The 22,066-nt window shown below is 66.6% G+C and carries 17 protein-coding genes and 1 pseudogene; 9 read left to right on the forward strand and 9 right to left on the reverse strand.

Annotation, left to right across the window (positions count from 1 at the left end):
- The first annotated feature begins 12 nt into the window (after window positions 1–12).
- From AB0L57_RS28280 to AB0L57_RS28290, 3 genes are all read left to right on the forward strand, one after another.
- Window positions 13–1,209 carry a cytochrome P450 gene (locus AB0L57_RS28280; protein ID WP_364968362.1) on the forward strand — a complete coding sequence of 399 codons (1,197 nt, stop codon included), beginning with the start codon at window positions 13–15 and terminating at the stop codon, window positions 1,207–1,209.
- 178 nt (window positions 1,210–1,387) lie between these two features.
- Window positions 1,388–3,385: a CocE/NonD family hydrolase gene (locus AB0L57_RS28285; RefSeq protein ID WP_364968364.1), complete on the forward strand. Its 1,998-nt coding sequence runs from the start codon at window positions 1,388–1,390 to the stop codon at window positions 3,383–3,385.
- Window positions 3,386–3,497: 112 nt separating this feature from the next.
- Window positions 3,498–4,037 (forward strand): TerD family protein, encoded by a 540-nt coding sequence (locus AB0L57_RS28290; protein ID WP_364968366.1) that lies wholly within the window; start codon window positions 3,498–3,500, stop codon window positions 4,035–4,037.
- 6 nt (window positions 4,038–4,043) lie between these two features.
- Here AB0L57_RS28290 and AB0L57_RS28295 read toward each other — a convergent pair whose 3' ends face one another.
- Window positions 4,044–5,588 carry a long-chain-fatty-acid--CoA ligase gene (locus AB0L57_RS28295; RefSeq protein ID WP_364968369.1) on the reverse strand — a complete coding sequence of 515 codons (1,545 nt, stop codon included), beginning with the start codon at window positions 5,586–5,588 and terminating at the stop codon, window positions 4,044–4,046.
- Between the two features lie 175 nt (window positions 5,589–5,763).
- On the opposite strand from AB0L57_RS28295, the gene AB0L57_RS28300 reads away from it, so the two are divergent.
- Together AB0L57_RS28300 and AB0L57_RS28305 are read left to right on the forward strand one after the other, a co-directional pair.
- Complete coding sequence (locus tag AB0L57_RS28300) at window positions 5,764–6,975, forward strand: helix-turn-helix domain-containing protein (RefSeq protein WP_364968372.1); 1,212 nt, start codon at window positions 5,764–5,766, stop codon at window positions 6,973–6,975.
- Between the two features lie 203 nt (window positions 6,976–7,178).
- Window positions 7,179–7,529, forward strand: a complete 351-nt coding sequence (locus AB0L57_RS28305) for a hypothetical protein (protein WP_364968374.1) — start codon at window positions 7,179–7,181, stop codon at window positions 7,527–7,529.
- A 15-nt stretch (window positions 7,530–7,544) separates the two neighbouring features.
- Here AB0L57_RS28305 and AB0L57_RS28310 read toward each other — a convergent pair whose 3' ends face one another.
- The 3 genes from AB0L57_RS28310 to AB0L57_RS28320 all read right to left on the reverse strand — a co-directional run bounded on the left by AB0L57_RS28310 (window position 7,545) and on the right by AB0L57_RS28320 (window position 11,566).
- Window positions 7,545–8,366, reverse strand: a complete 822-nt coding sequence (locus AB0L57_RS28310) for a YceI family protein (RefSeq protein WP_364968377.1) — start codon at window positions 8,364–8,366, stop codon at window positions 7,545–7,547.
- Between the two features lie 73 nt (window positions 8,367–8,439).
- On the reverse strand, window positions 8,440–11,109 hold the full coding sequence (locus AB0L57_RS28315) for an MFS transporter (RefSeq protein WP_364968380.1): 2,670 nt from the start codon (window positions 11,107–11,109) through the stop codon (window positions 8,440–8,442).
- A 10-nt stretch (window positions 11,110–11,119) separates the two neighbouring features.
- Window positions 11,120–11,566, reverse strand: a complete 447-nt coding sequence (locus tag AB0L57_RS28320; RefSeq protein ID WP_364968382.1) for a MarR family transcriptional regulator — start codon at window positions 11,564–11,566, stop codon at window positions 11,120–11,122.
- Window positions 11,567–12,082: 516 nt separating this feature from the next.
- Here AB0L57_RS28320 and AB0L57_RS28325 point away from each other — a divergent pair.
- The 3 genes and pseudogenes from AB0L57_RS28325 (at window position 12,083) to lipB (ending at window position 14,686) form a co-directional block, all read left to right on the forward strand.
- Window positions 12,083–12,568: a transglycosylase SLT domain-containing protein gene (locus tag AB0L57_RS28325; protein WP_364968385.1), complete on the forward strand. Its 486-nt coding sequence runs from the start codon at window positions 12,083–12,085 to the stop codon at window positions 12,566–12,568.
- A gap of 123 nt (window positions 12,569–12,691) precedes the next feature.
- Window positions 12,692–13,735 (forward strand): annotated as a pseudogene (locus AB0L57_RS28330) (DUF475 domain-containing protein); the annotation flags it as partial.
- A 315-nt stretch (window positions 13,736–14,050) separates the two neighbouring features.
- Entirely contained in the window at window positions 14,051–14,686 is a 636-nt protein-coding gene (gene lipB, locus AB0L57_RS28335; RefSeq protein WP_364968388.1) for a lipoyl(octanoyl) transferase LipB, read from the forward strand.
- 5 nt (window positions 14,687–14,691) lie between these two features.
- Here the strand turns inward: lipB and AB0L57_RS28340 are convergent, their stop codons facing one another.
- From AB0L57_RS28340 to AB0L57_RS28350, 3 genes are read right to left on the reverse strand one after another with little or no spacing between them, the layout of a single operon-like run.
- Entirely contained in the window at window positions 14,692–15,657 is a 966-nt protein-coding gene (locus AB0L57_RS28340; protein ID WP_364968391.1) for a hypothetical protein, read from the reverse strand.
- A complete protein-coding gene (locus AB0L57_RS28345) occupies window positions 15,654–17,057 on the reverse strand; it encodes a pyridoxal phosphate-dependent aminotransferase (RefSeq protein WP_364968394.1) in 1,404 nt (467 codons plus the stop codon). The genes AB0L57_RS28340 and AB0L57_RS28345 overlap by 4 nt, the downstream gene beginning before the upstream one ends.
- A complete protein-coding gene (locus AB0L57_RS28350) occupies window positions 17,054–18,106 on the reverse strand; it encodes a helix-turn-helix transcriptional regulator (protein ID WP_364968396.1) in 1,053 nt (350 codons plus the stop codon). The genes AB0L57_RS28345 and AB0L57_RS28350 overlap by 4 nt, the downstream gene beginning before the upstream one ends.
- Before the next feature lie 386 nt (window positions 18,107–18,492).
- Between AB0L57_RS28350 and AB0L57_RS28355 the strand changes: the two genes are divergently transcribed.
- Complete coding sequence (locus AB0L57_RS28355; protein ID WP_364968399.1) at window positions 18,493–18,894, forward strand: hypothetical protein; 402 nt, start codon at window positions 18,493–18,495, stop codon at window positions 18,892–18,894.
- On the opposite strand, the gene AB0L57_RS28360 is transcribed toward AB0L57_RS28355, so the two are convergent.
- Both AB0L57_RS28360 and AB0L57_RS28365 read right to left on the reverse strand, forming a co-directional pair.
- Complete coding sequence (locus AB0L57_RS28360; protein WP_364968401.1) at window positions 18,867–21,464, reverse strand: MFS transporter; 2,598 nt, start codon at window positions 21,462–21,464, stop codon at window positions 18,867–18,869. The two genes, AB0L57_RS28355 and AB0L57_RS28360, sit on opposite strands and share 28 nt — an antisense overlap.
- Window positions 21,465–21,476: 12 nt before the next feature.
- A complete protein-coding gene (locus tag AB0L57_RS28365; protein WP_364968403.1) occupies window positions 21,477–21,974 on the reverse strand; it encodes a MarR family winged helix-turn-helix transcriptional regulator in 498 nt (165 codons plus the stop codon).
- Between the last annotated feature and the right edge of the window lie 92 nt (window positions 21,975–22,066).

Raw genomic sequence — 22,066 nt, forward strand, 5'->3', positions numbered from 1 at the left:
GCCGCACCGCTGGTGATAGATCCCCTGGTCGGCGATCTCGCCGGCGAGACCGGCCGGTTGCGCGAGGCCGGCGAACTGACCCGGATCGAACTGCTGGGCATCCCGGCCTGGACCGTCACCGGGCACACCCTGGCGCGCCAGTTGCTGATCGATCCGCGGCTGGTCAAGGACATCAGTTCCTGGTCGCTGTGGCGCCACGGCGTCGTCACCCGGCAGTGGCCGCTGATCGGCATGATCGATGTCGGTGTCTCGATGTTCACCGTCGACGGGCCCGAACACCGCCGCCTGCGCATCAAGACCACCCAGGCACTGACCGCACGCCGGCTCGACGGGATCCGGCCGTTCATCGAGTCCACCGTCGCCGGCCTGCTCGACGATCTGACCACCGCGGCCGACACCGGCCCCGTCGATCTGAAGTCCGTCTTCGCCTATCCCCTGCCGATGCGGGTGATCAGCGAGCTCATGGGCGTCGACCCGGCCGATCAGCCGATGCTGCTCGACTGGTACAAGAAGTTCTTCTCCCTGCTGACCCCGCAGGACGAGCGCTTGGCCGTGATCGAGCGAATGGGCGAGTACTTCACCGAGATGGTGCGCACCAGGACCACGACCCCCGCCGACGACCTGACCAGCGCGCTGATCCTCGCCACCGACGGTGGTGAGCGGCTCACCGAGGCCGAGGTCGTCGGAAATCTCCAGGCCCTGGTCGCCGCTGGCCACGAGACCACGGTGTCCCTGATCCTCACCACGGTGCGGGCCCTGCTCGCCCACCCCGAACAGTTCGAACTCGTGCGGTCCGGACAGGTGGACTGGGAGGTGGCGATCGAGGAGGCGCTGCGCTGGGACGGCCCGGTCACCCACCTCCTGATGCGCTTCGCCACCGAGGACATCACCGTCGGCGATACCGTCATCGAGGAGGGTTCGGGCGTGGTCATGTCCTATCGGACCATCGGCCGGGACACCACGGTGCACGGTCCGGATGCCGACACCTTCGACATCACCCGGCCGACGGCCAAGCGCCACATCAGTTTCGGACACGGCCCGCACATCTGCCCCGGCGCCGCCCTGGCCCGGCTCGAAGCCTCGATCGCACTGCCCGCGCTGTTCGAGCGATTCCCGGACCTGTCGCTCGGAGTACCGGCGGAACAGATCCGCAATCTCCCGGTGCTGACCCAGAACGATCTGGCGGAGTTCCCCGTCCTGCTCGGATAGCGGTCGATCTCGCGGACGACACCACGGCCCGGCTACCGGATTTACCGGTAGCCGATTGCTATCGTCGGTGACCGGCCAGCCGTGCGCGAGAAATCGACCGAGAAGGGGCATGATGTCCGGGCAGCTGCGATCGCGTAAATCCATCGTGCCCGTACGAACCCTGATTGCCGTTGTGACAGTGGGGATTTCCGCCACCGCGACCGCGCTGTTCGGCGGTCTCCCGCATTCCGGTGAGCCGAATCTGGCCGGGCAGGAGGAACAATGGACCGCCGTCCACGACGGTCCCCAACAGTTCCCGGACGTTCACCTGGACGCGGACGTGCCGATCCGGATGAGTGACGGCATCGTGCTGAAGGCGAATGTCTACCGCCCGGTCGACATCACCGGCGCGGTGGTCACCCAGCCACTGCCGACAATCGTGAATCTGACCCCCTACACCAAACTCATGACCGATCTGGTCGGGTCCGCGGTCGAGAACCCCGCACTGCAACCGCTGGTCATGGCATTGGTCAAGCAGGTCAATCTGTCCGGTACCCCGATCAGCAGCTTCGGCGATCTACTGCATGCCCTCGACGGCGGCACCGTTCCCACCGTTCTCGGCCTGGACCGCAATCTGATCCGCAGCGGCTACACCCTCGTGGTGGCCGACGTCCGCGGCACCGGACAGTCGCAGGGACAGTGGGAGACGCTCAGCGACCGGGAGCAGCTCGATACCCGTGAGCTGATCGATTGGTCTGCGGCACAGCCATTTTCGAACGGCACAGTGGCGATGAGCGGTGGCTCCTACGCCGCCATCAACCAGCTGCAGGTGGCCGAGGACGCGCCCGCGGCATTGAAGGCGATCTTCCCCGTGGTCCCCGGCAGCGATCTGATGCGCGATGTGGTCGCCCCCGGCGGCGGCGTCGGAACCACCTTCCTGCCCATGTGGCTCAATACGGTCAACCAGCTCAAACTGATTCCCGATCTGAAGGCGATGCTCACCGGCACCTTCGACTGGAAGTGGCTCGGCGCACGCATGGCCGATCCGGCCACCAATGTCGATCTGCTGGCCGCGGCGTTGCTCACACCGTCGCTGGACCACATGCCGCCGGCACTGTCCAACGCCCTCGACGATCAGAGCGCGTTCCGGCAGGCCATCACCGGACATCCGGAACGGGTGACCGTTCCCACCTTCGTCTACGGCGGCTGGCACGACATCTTCGCCGACAGCGCGACCAAGATCTACCAGGCCATTCCGCTGGCGCCCGGGCGCAAGCAGCTCGTGGTGGGCGATACCTATCACGCCAATCCCGGCGCCGGAACCGGCATGCCGGGTGCGCCGCCGCGACTCGAGGTACTTCAGCGGGCCTGGTTCGACAAGTGGCTCAAGGACATCGACAACGGCGTCGACCGCTACGGCCCGATCGTGCTGAAGGAACAGGGCGGCGGCTGGGTGACCATGCCGGAGTACCCGCAGCCGGGCACCACACATCGCCGCGTCTACCTGACCGCGGCGCCCAGCGGTACCGGCGCGGGCAGCGCGCACGACGGATCGCTGAGCGCGGCGCCACCGACCGTCCTCGACTCGCTGACCGTCGCACCTGGGCTGGCGACGGTGTGCTCCCGCGACACCGCCCAGGGAACGGCGGGTTCGGGCGCGATACTCGATGCCTGCTCCAAGGATTCGCGCATCGCCGAACACGACGCGATCACCTTCACCAGCGCGCCGGTCACCGCCCCCACCGCGATCTCCGGGCCCATCGACATCCATCTGCGGTCGGTGCACGACGCCACCGACGGGTTCTGGAGCGCGACGGTCAACGATGTCGCGCCGGACGGCACGTCCACGACACTGACCACCGGTCAGCTCACCGTGTCCATGCGGTCGATCGACGAGGCCCGCAGCGCCCGATCCGCCAACGGCGACTACACCATTCCGTTCCATCCGATCACCGCGGCCTCGCGCGAGACCGTCACTCCCGGACAACCCGTGGCCCTCGACATCGCGGTGACCCCGACCCAGGCACGCCTGCAGATCGGGCATCGGCTGCGCATCGATCTGTTCGCCTCCGACGCGCCGAAGTCCATGCCGTTTCGGCCGATGCTCAACGATTCCGAGCTCAAACCCCAGCATCTGCAACTGGATCCGAACGCACCCAGTTTCGTCAATCTCCCCACCGATCGCCCCATCGGCTGAAATATCCTGTTCGGCACGCTCTTTCGCACACCGCCCGGTTCCATCGAACCGGTGGGACAATACGGTGACTCCGCCGGACGCGGCGGGAACCGCGAAGCGAAGGTGGAGGCCGATGGCCGAGCAGGGACGAACCGAGCCGAACACCGCACTCGAGTTCGCGCGGGTGGGGCTGAGCTGGGATCCCGCACACGGCAGGCGCTGGTACGGCGCGCGCCGGGCGGCGGTGGACCTCAATCTGGCGGCGGTCCTGCTCCGCGGCGCCGACGCGGTGGAGGTGGTCTATCACCAGCAGCTCATCTCCGCCGACGGCGCGGTGCGGCTGCTCGGCGACAGTGTCAACGGCGAGGACGAGGGCGACGACGAGATCATCACCCTCGACCTGAGCCGGATCCGGCCCGAGGTGGACACGGTCGCGGTGCTCGTAACCTGTTACAGCGGACAGACTTTCGCCGACGTCGACCATCCGCGCTGCCGGATCGTCGATGCCGTCGGCACCGCACTCGCCGACCACGACCTGTCCACCCGCGGCGAGACCGGCCTGATCGCCGGGATCTTCCGCCGCGGTGACGAGTGGACATTCCGCGCCGCCGACACCGCGATCACCGCCGCACATCCGGTCGAAGCGCTGCCGTATCTGACTCCGCTGCTGTGATCACGGTCAGTGCACCTGACGCGCCGAATCACCCCAATACTGTTTGCGTAGTTCACGTTTGAGGATCTTCCCGGCGCCGGAGACGGGCAGGGCGTCGACCACCTCGATGGTGCGCGGCGCCTTGTACCCGGCGATCAGCTCCTTGGCATGGCCGCGGATCTCCTCGGCGGTCACCGTGGCGCCCGGATGGCAGACGATCACCGCGTGCACCCGCTCGCCCCACTCCTCGTCCGGCACACCGATCACCGCGCAGGCGGCGACGGCGGGATGGGCGGAGACGGCATTCTCCACCTCGGCGGAATACACGTTCTCTCCGCCGCTGACGATCATGTCCTTCATCCGGTCGACGATGTACACATACCCCTCGTCGTCCATGTAACCGCCGTCGCCGGTGTGCATCCAGCCACCGCGCAGTGCCGCGGCGGTCTCCTCCGGGCGGTTCCAGTAGCCGAGCATCACGTGCGCACCGCGCACCAGGATCTCACCGACCGTACCGCGCGGCACCTCGTTGTCCTCGGCATCGGCGACGCGTACCTCGGCGTGCGGCGCCGCCCGGCCCGCCGAGCGCAGCCGGCCGGCCAGATGGTCGTCGGGGCTGAGCAGCGTTGCCACCGGCGACAATTCGGTCATGCCGTACGCCTGTGCGAAGCGTGCCTGCGGGAAGGCGCGGATGGCGCGCTCGAGTACCGCCTGCGCGATCGGTGAGGCCCCGTAGATGATGCCGCGCACACTGGACAGATCGAAGTCCCCGACCCGCGGGTGATCGACGATCGCCTGCACCATCACCGGCACCAGCAGGGTATCGGTGACACCGTGTGCGGCAATCGCATTCATCACCGCCACCGGTTCGAAGGCGGGGACCATCACCTGCGCACCACCCATCAGGATCTGGGTGACACAGCCGGCGAGATCGGCCAGATGGAACATCGGTGCCGCATGCAGATAGATCGCGCCCGGCGCTGCGAGATATCCGGTGGACAGACTGCCCAGTGCCGATACCTGCAGACTGGCGTGGCTGAGTACGACGCCCTTGGGATGTCCGGTGGTTCCACCGGTGTAGAAGATTCCGGCCGGTGCGTCACCGCCGCGGCGCACATCCTCGATCGGTTCGGAGCCGGAGATCAGCTCCTCGTAGGACACCGTGCCCTCGGGGGCCGGGCCGTCACCGCAGTGCACCACGGTCCGCAGCACCGGCGCCGCGGCGCGCAGGGCCGGGACCATCGGCGCGAAGGCATCGTCGACCAGCAGCACCGCGGTGTCGGAGTCCACCAGCGAGTAGGCGATCTCGGCCGGGCTCCAGCGAATGTTCACCGGATTGACCGCACCTCCGGCCCACGGCACCGCGAGCAGATACTCCAGATAGCGATCGCTGTTGAGCGCCAGAATCGCCACCCGATCCCCGTCACCGACCCCCAGTTCCCGCAGACCCGAGGCCAGCCGCGCCACCCGGTCGGCGCCCTCGGCGAACGTCCGGACCCGATCAGCGCAGATCGTCATGATCCCGTTCGGGTTCTGTTGAACGGCCCGGTGCAAACCTTGGGTGAGATACATGCGAATCCTTCTGTACGCCGGTCGGGACGGTGTCGCCGATGTGACGGCGACCACCATCGGCGAACAGAGTCGAGTGTGATCGGTGATCGGCCCGCTGACCATGGATTCGGCGCCGAAGTCGGTCACCGAGGTTTTGTTGGTTTCTCCAAACCACCGCCGTATCCTCGGCCATGTCATGAGCGAGCCGCCCACCGCAGAGTCACCGCAAGCCCCGCACGCGGCGAATACGTCGACGATGTCCGCGCGGCGACGACTGCTCCTGCGTATGCACGCCGAACGTGACGAGCTGGCGGCCCGGATCGTGGCGCGCGCCCGTGCCGAGATTGCCGACTATCGCGCCATCACCGCCGCCGATCTGCTGCCCACCACGACGGCCATCCTGGACCGGGTGTTCGCGGTTCTGGCCGGCACGGCGGCCGACCCCGCACCCGAATCGGCCGAACTGACCGATTACGGCCGTATCCGGGCCGGCCAAGCGGTGTCGATGGAGGCGCTGCTGCGGGCCTGGCGACTGGCCGAGCGATTACATCTGGAGACTCTCACCGCCGTGGCCGCCGAATGCGGCGCCGACGATGCCGTGTTACTGGAGATCACCCGAGATCTGCTGGCGCTGGTCGATGATGCGGCGGCCTTGTTCTCCGATGCTCATCACGAGGTCGCACGCGACCGGGCCGACCACGATCGCGTCCAGCGGGCCGAATTCACCCACGGTGTTCTCACCGGAACCCTCTCGGCCACCGAACTGCGCCTGGGCATCCAGCGTTACGGACTGCGCGCCGATGGTGACTACCTGGCATTCCGGGCGCACGCGGATGCCGCGCCACCGGCGGAATTCGATCGGCTGCTGCGGCCGCTCGGCGCGGACCACGCCTTCCGCACCGTCATCGACGGGGACTACGCCGGTTTCACCGACCGCGCGATCCGGATTCCCGGTGCGGCACTGCTGGCCTTCGGACCGCCGAACCCGCTCGGCGCGGCCGCGCACTCGTTCCGGCTGGCCGGTCGTGCCCTGGCCACCGCCACGGCACTGGGCCGGATCGGGACCTGCGAATTCGACGAGCTGGGTTTACTTCCCGGCGTCGCCGCCGATCCCGAGCTCGGCGCCGAACTGGTCCGCCGCTATCTGTCTCCACTGGGCACCGGGACCTCCGCGGCGGTGTTGATCGACACCGTCACCGATTATCTCGACACCGGGATGCGCATCGAGGCCACCGCACAGCGACTGATCGTGCATCCCAATACGGTTCGCTATCGGATCGGCCGTTTCGAGGAACTGACCGGGTGCGATCTGCGCCAGGCCCATACCGGTGCGCAGGTATGGTGGGCAATCCAATACGACCGACTGGTACGTCGCGGCGAGCCGAACGGCACATCTGCGAATCGGTGAAGTTTCCGCCGAAATGCCGTGCGGTTGCTCCGAGTTGGCATACTCTCGAACCGTCCCGATAGCTCGGGGCTTGCAGAGCGGGTTGCCATGCCCACAGCGTCCCGCTGTCGCAACATCAGGTCAGATGGGGGCTGCGTCCCCGACAGCCCCCATCGCCCCCGGACAGGCACCTATTGTGAAACACCGATAGATCGAGGGACAGTATGCGCCGCTCTCCCGCCCCGTCTCCCGCCGAACGATTGCTGGCCGAGATCTACGAGGCCGGATACAGCTCCGTCGACGACTTCATCGACCGACTCCGCATTCCGGCGCGCACCGCACCGGCCGGGCGGCACGCGATGGTGGTCGATCCGTTCTCCGACACCACCGAGCTATACGACACCACCGAGCTATACCTCGATTCGCTGAATTCGGCGAATCCTCTTGCGGGCGTGAGCCGCTGGTACCCCGACGGCAACGCGGCCCACACACCGGAGGTCGATCCGGCCGCCGACACCATGGAGCTTCCGGCGCTCGCGCGCATCTGGGTCATCCCGGAGCGGCACGCGAGCTGATCCGCCGGCCGCAGATCACATCTGCGGCAGCGAATCTCCCTGCACCAGTTCGATGTCCAGATCGATCTTCACCGTGGTGCCGATGGCGGCCACGCCGGCCCGGACCATGGCGTTGTAGTCGATCGCGAAATCGTTGCGGTGCAACAGGGTTTCGGCATGGAAGGCCGCACGGACCCCGCCCCAGGGATCGGGGCCGGAGCCACCGTAGGTGAGATCGAGTTCCACCGAACGGCTCTGTCCGTGCAGCTCCAGCTGCCCCGCCATCACCCAGGTGTCGGCACCCGTGCGGCGCAGTCCCGCACCGGTGAATCCGATCAGCGGGTAGTGCTCGACATCGAGGAATTCCGCCGAGCGCAGGTGGTCGTCGCGCATACCGATACCGGTATCGATGGCGGCCGCCTTGATTTCCGCGAAACCCTTTGTCTGCTCGAAGGTCCGGGCCACCTCCAGGCGGCCGCTGACCTCCGGGAACCGAGCCTTGATACTGGCGATTCCGAGATGTCGGGCGGTGGCCACGACATTCGAATGCACCGGATCGATGGTCCAGATCCCAGGCGCGGGCGTACCGACGGAGTTGGCCTCCGGCTGCAGCGACACCGCACCCAATTGCCCGGTCCCGGAGGCGGATATGCGAGCGATCTGCGCGACCGGCTGGTAGCCGGGCGCGGTCACCACCGCGGTGTGCATGCCCGCGGGCAGCGACTCGGTCGCCGCCGCCCCGGTCTCATCGGCCGCCGCACGGGCGAGCTGGCGACCGTTCAGATCGGTCACGGTCAGCAGCGCACCCGGTACGGGCCAGCCATCGTGATTGCGAATCTGTGCGGTCAGACCGCTCATGCCTGCGCCTCGCCAGCGCTCGGCTCCAGCATGCGCGGGGCGCGCTGTGCCATTGATTCGCTCGAAAGCTCACTCATGACAACTCCGTGTTCTGATCGATCCCACTGGGCTCGACACCATTGTGCCGGACCCCGTTCCGTTCACCATTCGCCGCGACGCCGCCGACGTCGTGACCCTCGTGCTCCGTGGCCTCCGTCGCGTCGTAGCCCAGCCGCACATCGTGCTCGAGTTCGCCACCGCCGACCCGGATCCCGCTGGTCACCGGCGGGTAGCCGCGGGCGACCACGGTGTACTCACCCTCGGTGAGATCGGTCAGCTCATAGCGGCCGTTCTCGTCGGTGCGGGCGGTACCGACCGCGTTTCCGGACCGGTCCAGCACCGTCACCTGCGCATCCGGCACCACGCCGCCGTCGGCGAGCACGGTTCCGGTGAGCATCGCCAGCGAGCTCAGCTCGATGTCGTGCCGGAGCAGGCCGCTGTCGGGGACGACCAGCGCCGTCGCGGCCGGCCGCATGTGTTCGGCCACCGCGACCAGAGTGTAGGTACCCGAGACGACGCCGTGGCAGGTGTAGTCACCGCCGGCGCTGGTGACCGCCGCGCCGACCACCTCACCACGGAGATCGGTCAGGGTGACCGTGGCACCGGCCACCGGATGACCCGCACCGGCCGTCCGCACCACACCCGACAGTTCGCCGGAGCCCTGCAGCGTCAGATCCAGGCGCTGGGTACGCCCGTCCGCGGTGACGTTGACCGCAGCCGGCTGATGTCCGTTGGCCGACACGATCAGCACGTAGTTGCCCGACCCGGGCGGCTCGATCGAGTAATTCCCGCTGCCGTCGCCGGTGGCCCGCGAAACCTGATGTCCGCGTTGGTCGATCAGCGTCAGCGCGGCGCCGGAAACCGGCCGCCCGTCGGCCCGCTGCACCTGCCCGCCGATGGCGTGGCCGCTGCCGTGGGAATTGACGACAGGGGAATTGGTCATTGCCGAGACCTCCGCAATTCGATGTGGTTCATGACCGTTGACCGCGGCATGGCGACCGGCCGCCGCAGCGGCCAGAACCGGTTCGGGCTCGGAGATCGCCTGCGCGGCCCCCTCCCAGACCTGATCCTCGGCCCACTCGGCCTCGGCCGCCTCGATCGGATCCTTCGGCGCCGGCGCGGGGGCCGAAGCATCCTGCAGCGGAATCTCTTTCATGAACAGCATGACGATGCAGGCCAGCAGGGCCACGCCTGCCGCGGCGTAGAACACGCCGTGCATCGAGTTGGTGAAGCCGATCAGGATCGGATCCTTGATCTGCTGTGGCAGCGAGGCGATTCCCGCGGTGTTGGCCTGCAGCTGGTTCAGCTTGCCGCCGTCCAGTCCGGGCGGCAGATGGCCGCCGAAGGCGTCGGTGATCTTGTGCGGCAACAGGTTGAACAGAATCGTCAGGAACACCGCCACACCCAGCGTTCCGCCGACCTGCCGGAAGAAGGTCGCCGACGCGGTCGACACACCCATGTCCGAACGGGGACCGGCATTCTGGGCGGCGATGATCAGGGTCTGCATACAGCAGCCCAGCCCCAGGCCGACCAGCGCACCGATGGACAGCACCTGCCACATGGCACTGTCGAAATGCAGCTGTGCGTACAACAGCGCGCCCACGGTGACGAGGAAGGTGCCGACCACCGGCAGGATCTTGTAGCGGCCGGTGCGCTTGACGACCTGACCCGAGATCAACGAGCCGATCATGATGCCCAGCACCAGCGGCAGCATCAGCAGACCCGCCTCGGTGGGCGAATAACCGCGCACCACCTGCAGATACAGCGGCACCATGCTGATCGCGCCGAACATCGCGATACCGACGATGAAGCCACCGATCATCACCACCGAGAAGGTGGAGTTCTTGAACAGCCGCAGCGGGATCAGCGCGGAGTCCTTCATCAGGTATTCCACACCGATGAACAGCAGCAGGCCGAGCCCGCCGATGATGTAGCAGATCACCGAATCGCCGGATCCCCAGCCCCAGCTGCGGCCCTGTTCGGCCACGATCAGCAACGGCACCACACAGATCGCCAGAGCGATGGCGCCCCACCAGTCGACATTGAGTTTCTGCCGCTGATGCGGAACGTTGAGCACCTTCGCGACGACCGCCAGCGCGATCACGCCGATCGGCACGTTCACCAGGAACACCCAGCGCCAGCCGTCGATACCCCACAGGACGTCGTAATCGGAGAACAGGCCACCGAGCACCGGGCCGAGCACCGTCGAGGTGCCGAACACCATCATGAAATAGCCCTGGTAGCGAGCCCTCTCACGCGGCGGGACGATATCGCCGACGATGGTCATGGCCAGCGACATCAGGCCACCGGCGCCCAACCCCTGGAACGCACGGAACCCAGCCAACTCATACATCGACGTCGCGAACGTACACGCCGCCGAACCCACCACGAAGATACCGATAGCCGCCAAATAAAACGGCTTACGACCATAAATATCGGCCAACTTGCCATACAACGGCGTCGAAATCGTCGCCGTAATCAAATACGCCGTCGTCGCCCACGCCTGCTGATCGAAACCATGCAAATCATTGGCGATCCGAACAATCGCCACACTCACAATATTCTGATCCAGCGCCGCCAAGAACATCCCCAGCAACAAACCGGACAAAATCGTCAAAATCTGCCGATGCGACAGATAGGGACTCCTATCCGTCGCAACGGGGCCCGGCGGTGCCGCCGGAGCCTGCGTGGTCGCAGTCGTCATGTACCTGGCCCTAATTCGAATCGGCTGGAGCAGTGGATTTTTCGATGCCGCTGACGAGCAGCTCGAGGAGATCGGTCAGTCGCGCCCGTTCCGGTTCGGGCCAATCTGCCATCACCTCGGCCAGCCAGCGGTTGCGGTTTCGGCGGTTCTCCTCGAAAACCCGCACACCTTCGGCGGTGGGCGCCAGCACACAGGCGCGCCCGTCCACGGGGTCGGCCCGGCGTTCCACCAGACCGTGCGCCACCAGCGACCTGGTCTGTCTGCTGATGGTCGAGGTCTCGGCATGCAGTGTGTCCGCCAGCTTCCCCGTGCGCTGCGGACCGTCGTGCACCAGACAGAACAGCACCGCATAGGCCAGCCGCTCCAGACCGTCCGGACCGTACTTGGCTATCTGCGATTTGGTTCTGCCGATCGCCCGCATCAGCCGGACCAGCTGTGCACCGAGTCGATCGGCCACATCCTGTTCCGCTACGCCGGCGTTGTGTTCGATTCCGTGCTCGCCAGGGCCTGCGTGGTTTCGCAAGCTACCGCCTTCGGCCCGCGTGCTCACACGGGGATCACGGGCATCAACGACCATGATCGAGTTTCCTTCTCCCCGCGACATTTGATTAGCATCTACAACTAGTTGCTGAGGCCAACTATACATACGTTGCGATACCTCCCGCACGGACCCTTCCCCTCGACGGAAGACGAACCCGGACACACCGACCACAATCCGGACATCTCGGGATTACCGGTGGTTTGCTCGACCTGTCGCGTTACCGACTCCGTGAGCTCAACCAGTCGACGCGGAAGGACCGAGTTGACGATGCGCGCACCATCAGAACCCGTTCAAATTCCGGCCCAACCGACAAATCGGACCAAAATTCCGGCTGATCGGACACCGAATTCTCCGGCACCGGCCGCCATCACCACCGCCCTGGCAACCTCGCCGCCATCCGGCCGTCCCCTACGCGGCCGTCGCGGGATTGTGATGGAAGCGACATCCGCGATTTCCCGGCTACGCGCGTTTCTCTGCGCTGCCGCCGTTGCGGTATCGCTCACCACCTTCTTCCCGGCCGCCCTGGCCGCGGCAGCAGACGCCGACTGCGGCGGCTGCGACGACATCTCCGGCTCGGCATCCGGTTCGGCCGGTGGATCCTCGGGATCGGCCTCGGCCGGGCAGCTGCTGGGGCTGCCGCTCAGAGGAGTGGCCCTGACGATCGTGCCGTTGCCCCAGTTTCCGGCGTTCGACAACGTGATCAGCCACGAGAGCAGCTGGAATCCGTACGCCGTCAACCCGGATTCCGGCGCCTACGGCCTCGGGCAGGCGCTGCCACCGGAAAAGATGGCCGCCTACGGACCCGACTGGCTGGCCAATCCGGTGACCCAGATACGCTGGGCCTACGACTACATGATCGAGCGGTACGGTGGGCCGGACGGCGCCTGGGCGTTCTGGCAGTCCCACGGTTGGTACTAGCGCAATGATTGTCGTTCGGCCGCTTCAACTGTCACAATCGATGTCAGGGTTGCGAGCACTCTGATTGCTGTGACCCGCGGAGTCGTAACCCCCGCGGGTGTCGGATTGACGAAAGGCATCGGCATGTTCGTGCGAGTTTTCGCCCTGTCGTTCATCGTCGCCGCGGCGTCACTGGTGGTCGCGCTGCTGTACGGCGGGGTCGAGGCGGTGGTGCTGGTGGCAGCACTCGGAATCCTCGAAGTCTCCCTGTCGTTCGACAACGCGGTCGTCAATGCCGGTGTGCTGCAACGGATGAGCGAGTTCTGGCAGCGCATCTTCCTGACGCTCGGCATGGTCATCGCGGTTTTCGGCATGCGCCTGGTGTTTCCACTGGTGGTGGTGGCGGTCGGCGCACATCTGGATCCGATCCGGGCGCTGGATCTGGCGATGAACCCACCGGCACACGGTGCGCCGTTCTTCCCGGACGGCACACCGAGTTACGAGACCCTGCTCAACGACGCCAATCCGAAGATCGCGACCTTCGGCGGCATGTTCCTGCTGCTGTTGTTCCTCAACTTCATCTGCGCGCCACGTGAGGTCACCTGGCTGAGCTGGCTGGAGCGCCCCCTCGCCCGGGTCGGCCGATTTTCCACGTTCTCCGTGGTCATCGCGTTGATCGCACTGGTACTCACCGCCGGATTCCTGGCACCGAACACCAGGGCCGATGTCGTCATGGTCTCCGGTGCGCTCGGTATGGCGACCTACTTCCTCGTGGACGGTCTGGGCGCGCATTTCGAGAACGAGAATCACCAGGGACCGTCCCGCGCCGCGTTGCTGACCGGCCGCGCGGCGTTCTTCGGTTTCATCTACCTCGAAGTCCTCGATGCGTCGTTCTCCTTCGACGGAGTGATCGGGGCCTTCGCCATCAGCGCGGATCCGATCGTCATCGCCCTGGGCCTGGGCCTGATCGGCGCCATGTTCGTCCGCTCGATCACGGTGTATCTGGTCCGGCGGGGCACGCTCTCGGAGTACATCTACCTCGAGCACGGCGCGCACTGGGCGATCGGCGCACTGGCGGCGGTCCTGCTCATCTCCACCGGCTATCACCTCAACGAGATGATCACCGGCCTGCTGGGGGTGGGAATCATCGTCGCGGCCTATATCAGCAGCATCGTTCACAACAAGCGCCATCCGGCCACCCAGATCGTCGAACCGCAGACCACCGGCTCCCCCACCGCCGAGTCCCACACCACCGACGCGCCCGTCGAGATCACCCGCACCACCGATGTGCCGGTGCCCGCTGCGGAGTCCGCCGACATGTCGCTGCGGGACGAGGTCGACCTGACCGAACTGGACGGCGAGTTCGCATTGGACCGGATGACCCTGCGGGCCAGGGCACTTCCGCAACGAGACCGGCTCAACACCGAGGCCTACTGAGCACTGTGGCGGGGCCCGGCTGAGTACTGTGGCCGGGCCCGGCCACGGTGGTCGTATTCTCGGATCATGAGGTCGCGCCCGCTGACACTGATCCAGGATGAACTCGTCGACTACGACAAGGCCATGGCGCACATGGTCGAGCTGGTCCAGCGGCGACAGCGCGACGAGATGCCCGACACCCTGTGGCTGCTGAGCCATCCGCAGGTGTACACGATCGGGCGGCGCACCCCCGACGCACATCTGCCCGATCCGGACCACGGCATACCGGTGGTCGAGACGACCCGCGGCGGGCAGCTCACTTATCACGGTCCCGGCCAGCTCGTCGGATATCTCATCGTGAAGCTCGATGAGGGTGAAGGCGTGGTCGACTACATCCGTGAGGTCGAGTACCGGTTGGTCGCCGCGCTCGACCGCCTCGGTATCCGAGCCCAGCGGCGCGACACCCCGCCCGGTTCGGAGCTGCTCACCGGCGTCTGGACGGTCGAGACGGGCCGCAAGATCGTGTCGATCGGGATGCGGCAGAGCCGCGGTGTCACCAGTCACGGGTTCGCCCTCAATGTCGACGGCGATCTCGAGCCGTGGCGGTGGGCGGTGGCCTGTGGGCTACCCGATGTCGACATGACCTCCGTACAGCGCGAAATCCCCGACATCGGGATGGATCAGGTCCGCCCGGTCGTCGCGTCGGCCTTCGAGGCCGGCTGAGGCGATCACCAGGGCCGGCCGTCGGCCGCCAGCCTCAGTATCGATGCGGCAACCGCCGCGCTGTAGGCCCGGCTGGCCGGCGCGGGCCGGCGCGCGGGATAGTTCGATCGATGGGTCACCACGACACCGTTGTCCAGGACGACGGTGGCATCGGCGACGGTCGCCGAGCAGTTGCCACCGGCCTTCGCGGTGAGGTCCACCACGACCGCACCGTCACCGAGCGCGTCCAATCCGGTCCGGTCAACCAGGACCGGCGCCCGCTGTCCACGGCGCACCGCGGCGCAGAAGACCAGGTCGGGCTTGGCCGCGTGGATCTGTTCCAGCACCTGGGCGGGGCCGATCTCGGCCGCACAGTGAAAGATATTGGGGCCCTGGTCGTCCGCAGCCCGCCGCTGGTCGTCGCGGCGTCCCAGGACCACCGGTGGCTCGGCCCCGCAGGCGGCGGCCGCGGCGATCGCCGCGAGTCCGGCCCGGCCGGACCCGAGAATCAGTGAGCGCACCGGTCGGCGCACCGTACGCGGTACCAGCCGCCGCGCCGCCAGATAGGCCACGCTGCCGGCGATCCGGCTCATCGCCGACAAGGCGTCGAGCTCGCCGCTGTCACCGGAAAACAGCTCGAACGCAACGGATTCCACCCCCAGCGCCCGCAGTTCATCGATCTGACCGGACCGATGCAGTGGATCCTGGAACCCGATCAGTATCAGACCGGGCCGCCGGTCCATCGACCGCAGATCATGTTTCGTCGGCTTCACCCAGGCCAGCACATCGCAGTCGGCCACCACGCCGCCCGGATCGGCGGCGATCGCGGCTCCCGCGACGCGATAGTCCACCTCGGCGAATCCCGCCGCTCGTCCGGCGCCGGCCTCCACGATCACCCGGATACCGGCATCCCGCAGGCGCCGTACACCTTCCGGCGTCAGCGCGACCCTCCGTTCCCGGGTGGCGGTTTCGCGCAGTACACCGACGATCATGAGGCGATGTCCGGAATTCCGCGCCGGCGCAGGATCTCGCGGTAGGTGGCGCCCCCGCGCAGCGCGGCGACCAGGCCGGCCAGTCGATCGAACAGCTCGTCGATCAGTTCCCGCGATTCGGTGCCGGGACCACGCCGGGGGGCCAGGACGTTGAGCCGCACGCCCGTTCGCGACGATCCGGTCCGCCCCAGCGCGACACTGTCGATTCCCGCACCGGCCAGCAGCAGATCCTCGAGTTCGGCACTGGTCCGGACACCGGCGCCCGCCAACAGCGCCGAATCGGCCACCACGGACAGGAACATGCTCGCCCCGGAACCCAACGGCCGCAGCGTATCCAGCCCGAACTCCGCATTGATCGCGGCGATCCGATCCAGCGCGGTGTCGAACTGCTCGCACACCAGTTTGCGATTGTGCTCGAAGTACGACTCGGGTGTGTGCTCCAGCACCGCACGCACCAGATGGGTGGTCTCCCGCTGGAACGAGATGGTGAGGCGAGCCCGGATCCGGGCCAGCCACTCGGCATCGCCGGAACAGGCCGCACCGAGCTTGCAGGGCCCGAACGCGTTGTATCCCTTGGAATTACCGGTGACCGAGACCATCCGGTCGTAGAGCCGGACCGGACCGCCGGGGGTCGCCACCTCGAGAGCGGCGAGCGGAACGTGACCGCCGGCGATCCGGTCGAACGCCATATCGCACACCACCGGCACCTCGGCCGCGACCAGAATCCGGGCGAGTTCGTACAGCTCCGGCAGCGAGTACTCGGAAACGACCGGATTCCCCGGCAGCGTCAGCAGCACCGCACAGACCGCACCGCGGTGCCGGTCGAGTTCCCGGGCCAGCGATCGGGGATCGATCCGGAAACTGTCCTCGGGCACGGCATCCGGAACAACCACCCGCACATCGAATTTGGCGATGTGTGTGGCGAAGTTCTTGTAGAAGCCCTCGGGACAGACGATCACGCCGCCCGGCCGCACCACGGTGGCGATGACCTCCTCCAGCAGCAGCATGCTCGTATACGGGCACACCACGACCTCGTCCGGGCGTACCCGGACGCCGGGCACCGACGTGGCCGGTCCGTGCAGCCGGCCGAACAGGGTGGCCGCCGCCAGTTCCCGCAATTCGATCGGCTGTCGCTTGTCGTAGTCGGGAAGTACACCCCGCCGGGAATGCTCGGCGGTCAGCTCGTTCCACGCCACACCCAACGCGTCAGCCGCGACCGGATCCAGATCGAATCCCGTCTCCCCGTGGTACGCGTCCAGTATTCCGCGATGGCGAAGGCCCGTCCGCCCCGCGAACGAGTCGCCGTCCGACAGCCGCCGCCGCAATTCCTTCTTGCGCTCCTCCGAACGCAGCACCACCACGGCGGGGCCGGCGCACTCGCGATATCCGCCGTCGGTCACCGCTTCCCGGCTTCCAGTGGCGGTTGCCCCGGGGTGCGCATGTCGTGCCAGCCGCGAACGAGCGCCTCACGGAACAACTCTCGGCCCTCCCCTTCGTCCAGCCGGTCATAGGGGGCGAGCGCGGGATCGGCGACCAGATCGTTGATGACGATGGCCGATCCGACACGGCGCAGATCATAGAGTCGTTCGAAGCGCTGTACCGCGAACGCGACATCGTGTTTGAGGACCGAGAAACGCGTCGCCACCCGGGTCTGACGGGAGTAGTCGTATTCACCCACGCAGACGTAGCGGTCGTCGACGACGAGCATGCTCTGCGCATTTCGCGCGTGCTCGCGCTTGACCAGGACCGTCTCCACCCCCGAGCGCGCCTGCCACCACAGCTTGTCGTCGTAGGACCAGACGTCCTCGATGCGGTCGAGGACGTACATGCGCCGCACCGTGACTCGCGGTTCGTGCACCGGATCGGCGAGCCGGACGATCGCAGCGTGATAGTCGTCGCCGACGTCGCCGCCGATGGTGCCCAGATCGGCGGTATGAATGGCGAGTACCGACTCCTCGGCCTGCTCGAGAATGGTCAGCCAGTCGTTGACCGTATTCCATTCCCACACCGTGGCACTGCGCGAGGAGATCTGCGCGAGCAGTTCCTCCGCGCGTTCGAGCTGACGGGCGGCGATGATCCGCAGCGGCTCGACTTCCTCGCGCACGCCACGGCTGTCGAGGATGCTCTGCGCGATCGTCAGCACGCGATCCACCACCTCGTGGTCCTTGCCCAGCAGCACGTTGAATCGCATCCGCAGGTCGTACTGCTTACCGGTCTCGCCGTCGGCGCCGGCTTCCTCGCCCCTCGGAAGTTCCTGCCCGAGTGCCGCGCTCAGCCGTTCCCGCAGCGGAAGGGGCGGCACCCGGGTTCCGTTCTCGATCTGCTGGACGAGGCTCCGCGAACAGTTCGCCTGTTTGGCGAGCGCGGCCTGGGTGAGCCCGGATTCGGTGCGCAGGCGGCGCACCAATTCACCTATCCGCTCACCACTGCCCGGATCAGGATGTGTCACGATGCGGAATTCTAATCACATGTGGCACGTGCGGACATCAGCTAAACATCAAGTTTTGATTACCTTCTGTGAGCGGCAACGATACTGTCGAACAATGACTTTCGCGTCCCGAGCCTCCGTCCGCCGTTGCTTCGGAACGCCTCGAATCGAGCGGCCGAGCCGATATTCATCGAGCACTCGACACTCCATTCGGGCGGCGTGATACTTTCCAGGCCTTCAAGGTTGATCGAAAGCAGTTGAGGTCACCAACTATCACAACAAGGCAGCGATGCTTAGTTGACAGCCTTCGAAAGCCGTCCTTAGCATTTAGCTATAGCCACCGGCCCTCCGTTTTCCCGGAGCGGCAACGACCGCCGCAGCGGCCGGATGGTGGAAGGGGAACGCCCATGACGCTTCACATCACCGACTGGAATATCACCAGTGATGTCTCCCCCGAATCCGCCCACCGACTGGTCTCACATCCGGGCAGCTGGATGCTGAGCTGGCTGCCCGGGGAGTTGCTGACTCGCAATCAGGCGCACAGCGGCATGGTGGTCGACGACATTCTCTCCGACCTCGACCTCATCGACGATATGACCGCCCTGGAGATGGCCGCCCTGCACGCGTCCGAATTGGGCATCAGCATGGACGACGCGGTGATCCGGCTCTGCGCGCGGGTCATCGAACGCACCCCGGAGCCGGGGCACGCGCCGGAGCCGGGGCACGCGCCGGAGCCGCCGCAGCACACCGCAGTGCCGTCGCGGCGGCCACGTACCGCCGATCACGACCTCTCGGGCGCCCCGTCGTAGTCGTGCCGATCCACCCGGCCGTACCCCAGGCGCACATCGTGATCGGCACTCACGCCGTCGACCAGCACTCGGTCGCTGACCGGTGGATAGCCGCGGGCGACGAGGGTGTAGTTCCCCTCGGGCAGATCCGTGATGTGGTAGCGCCCATCGGGCTCGGTCAGCGCGGACGCCACCATCGCGCCGGTTGAATTCAGCACGGCCACATGAGCGTTCGCGACCGGGCCACCATCGGATCGCACCCGGCCGGACAGCACCGTCGACGCCGCCAGCTCGATGTCGTGGCGCAGGATTCCGGTCTCGGGCACCGTGAGTGTGGCGGCGCTCGGACGGCGCTCACCCGAGACCGCGACCAGTGTGTAGGTGCCGGGGACCACACCGGGGCAGCTGTAGGAGCCGTCCGGACCGGACACCGCCGCACCGACGACCTCACCGCGCAGGTCGGTCAGGGTGATCGTCACTCCGGCCAGCGGTTCTTCCCGCCCGGCGGTGACCACGCCGGACAGCTCCCCCGATCCGAGCAGGACCAGTTCGAGCGGACGGTCCCGATCGCCGACCGAGACGTTGACCGCCGCGGGCCGATGGCCACCCGCCGACGCGATCAGCACATGATTCCCGCTCCCCGGGGCGCCGATGTCGAATCCGCCGTCGCGGTCGGTCGTCGTGCGCGAAACCTGGTGTCCGCGTTGATCGATCAGCGTCAGCACGGCATCGGGCACCGGACCGCCGTCCTCTCGGCGGATCCGGCCGGACAGGTGCTGTCCCGGCGCATCGGACCACCCGTCCGCCGACGCGACCACGGCCGCGGCGAAATCCCCGGTGGCCCGGCGCGAGCCCGCTCCCGACGCGGCCGCGGCGAATACCGGCTGTGGTTCGGTGGCAGGTTCGGCCGCCCGGTCGGGCTCCATCTCGGGAGTCTCGGGCACGACCTGAACCTGCTCAGCGGCCAGCTCGGGCAATGCCGCCTCCGGAGCGACCGGTTCGGGCCGCGGCGGAGCCGAGGAGTCCTGCAGCGGAATCTCCTTCATGAACAACAGCACCAGGCACGACAGCAGCGCCACGGCGGCAGCGGCATAGAACACACCGTGCAGCGAGTCGGTGAAGCCGATCAGAATCGGATCCTTGATCTGTGCCGGCAGTGCGGTGATACCGGAGGTATTGGCCTGCAGCCGATCGAGTGCGCCGGCGTCGAATCCCGGTGGCAGCATCCCACCGAAGGCGTCGATGATCTTGTGCGGCAACAGATTGAACAGAATCGTCAGGAACAGCGCCACACCGAGGGTGCCGCCCATCTGCCGGAAGAAGGTCGCCGACGCGGTCGACACACCCATATCCGAACGGGGACCGGCATTCTGGGCCGCGATGATCAACGTCTGCATACAGCCGCCGAGCCCGAATCCGATGACCGCGCTGTACACCAGGGGCTGCCACAGCGGACTGTCGTAGTGCACCTGGGCATACAGCGCCGCACCGCAGGCAATGATGAAGGTGCCCACCACGGGCAGGATCTTGTAGCGGCCGGTGAGTTTGGTGATCTGCCCGGCGATCAGCGAACCGATCATGATGCCCAGCACCAGCGGCATCATCAGCAGGCCCGACTTCGTGGGCGAGTAGCCGCGCACCACCTGCAGATACAGCGGGACCATGCTGATCGCGCCGAACATGGCGATACCGACGATGAAGCCACCCAGAATGGTGACCGAGAAGGTGGAACTGCGGAACAGTCGCAGCGGGATCAACGCCGCGTCCTTCATCAGCAGTTCGACCCCGATGAACAGCACCAGGCCGGCGGCGCCGATGCCGTAACAGATCAGGGCGCGTGGCGAATCCCAGCCCCAGGAGCGGCCCTGTTCGGCCACGATCAGCAACGGCACCACACAGATCGCCAGCATGATCGCGCCGAACCAGTCCACCCGCTGACGTTGCCGCTCGTGCGGCACATTGAGCACCTTGGCCACCACCGCCAGCGCGAGCACACCGATCGGCACGTTCACCAGGAACACCCAGCGCCAGCCGTCGATACCCCACAAGATGTCGTAATCGGAGAAGAAGCCACCGAGCACCGGACCGGCCACCGTGGCGGTGCCGAACACCATCATGAAATAGCCCTGGTACCGCACTCGCTCCCGAGCGGGCACGATATCGCCGATGATGGTGAACGCCAGCGACATCAGGCCACCGGCGCCCAACCCCTGGAACGCACGGAACCCAGCCAACTCATACATCGACGTCGCGAACGTACACGCCGCCGAACCCACCACGAAAATACCGATAGCCGCCAAATAAAACGGCTTACGACCATAAATATCGGCCAACTTGCCATACAACGGCGTCGAAATCGTCGCCGTAATCAAATACGCCGTCGTCGCCCACGCCTGCTGATCGAAACCATGCAAATCATTGGCGATCCGAACAATCGCCACACTCACAATATTCTGATCCAGCGCCGCCAAGAACATCCCCAGCAACAAACCGGACAAAATCGTCAAAATCTGCCGATGCGACAGCGAGATGCCGGGCGTGGCGCCCGAGTCCGGCTGCGCCGCCGGTTCCCGGGTGGTCGATGTAGTCATATGTCTCGAGCCCTAATTCGGTTCGGTCGTCAGTGGTGGGGTTGATTCGATTCCGCGATTGAGCCGGTCGAGCAGTTCGATCAGACAGGACCGGTCGGCATCGGGCCAATCGGCCAGTACCTCGGCGATCCAGAGGTTGCGCTGCCGGCGATTCTCGGCGAAGACCCGGCAGCCCTCGTCGGTCGCCGCCAGCACACATGCCCGGCCGTCGATCGGATCGGCCCGGCGCTCGACCAGGCCGTGCGCCACGAGAGATCTGGTTTGCCTGCTGACAGTGGAGATTTCGGCATGCAGCCCTTCGGCCAGTTTCCCGGTCCGCTGCGGCCCGTCGTGTACCAGGCAGAACAGCATGGCGTAGGCGAGTTTGTCCAATCCGTCCGGACCTGCCTTGGCCAGTTGCGTTTTGGCACGGCTGATGGCACGTACGAATCGGATCAACTGGGCGCCGAGCCGATCGGCGTCGTCGAGCGCTGTGGCGGTGACGGAACGGTCAAGGCCGGCAGCGGTCATCGGGTGTCCCCTTATTCCAGATCTGCAGACTTGCTCAGCACGGACAAATCAGTTGGCGGGCGCCAACTATACAGACGGCGGACGACAGCCGT

The sequence above is a fragment of the Nocardia sp. NPDC052254 genome, assembly GCF_040679495.1.
Lineage (GTDB): Bacteria > Actinomycetota > Actinomycetes > Mycobacteriales > Mycobacteriaceae > Nocardia.

What these genes read in the sequence shown, in the direction of transcription:
- AB0L57_RS28310 (WP_364968377.1), bottom strand. Translation starts at nt 8,366, where the DNA reads ATGAGCGGTCTGACCGCACAGATTCGCAATCACGATGGCTGGCCCGTA.
- AB0L57_RS28340 (WP_364968391.1), bottom strand. Translation starts at nt 15,657, where the DNA reads ATGATCGTCGGTGTACTGCGCGAAACCGCCACCCGGGAACGGAGGGTC.
- AB0L57_RS28355 (WP_364968399.1), top strand. Translation starts at nt 18,493, where the DNA reads ATGACGCTTCACATCACCGACTGGAATATCACCAGTGATGTCTCCCCC.
- AB0L57_RS28305 (WP_364968374.1), top strand. Translation starts at nt 7,179, where the DNA reads ATGCGCCGCTCTCCCGCCCCGTCTCCCGCCGAACGATTGCTGGCCGAG.
- AB0L57_RS28290 (WP_364968366.1), top strand. Translation starts at nt 3,498, where the DNA reads ATGGCCGAGCAGGGACGAACCGAGCCGAACACCGCACTCGAGTTCGCG.
- AB0L57_RS28295 (WP_364968369.1), bottom strand. Translation starts at nt 5,588, where the DNA reads ATGTATCTCACCCAAGGTTTGCACCGGGCCGTTCAACAGAACCCGAAC.
- AB0L57_RS28365 (WP_364968403.1), bottom strand. Translation starts at nt 21,974, where the DNA reads ATGACCGCTGCCGGCCTTGACCGTTCCGTCACCGCCACAGCGCTCGAC.
- AB0L57_RS28325 (WP_364968385.1), top strand. Translation starts at nt 12,083, where the DNA reads ATGGAAGCGACATCCGCGATTTCCCGGCTACGCGCGTTTCTCTGCGCT.
- lipB (WP_364968388.1), top strand. Translation starts at nt 14,051, where the DNA reads ATGAGGTCGCGCCCGCTGACACTGATCCAGGATGAACTCGTCGACTAC.
- AB0L57_RS28360 (WP_364968401.1), bottom strand. Translation starts at nt 21,464, where the DNA reads ATGACTACATCGACCACCCGGGAACCGGCGGCGCAGCCGGACTCGGGC.
- AB0L57_RS28300 (WP_364968372.1), top strand. Translation starts at nt 5,764, where the DNA reads ATGAGCGAGCCGCCCACCGCAGAGTCACCGCAAGCCCCGCACGCGGCG.
- AB0L57_RS28315 (WP_364968380.1), bottom strand. Translation starts at nt 11,109, where the DNA reads ATGACGACTGCGACCACGCAGGCTCCGGCGGCACCGCCGGGCCCCGTT.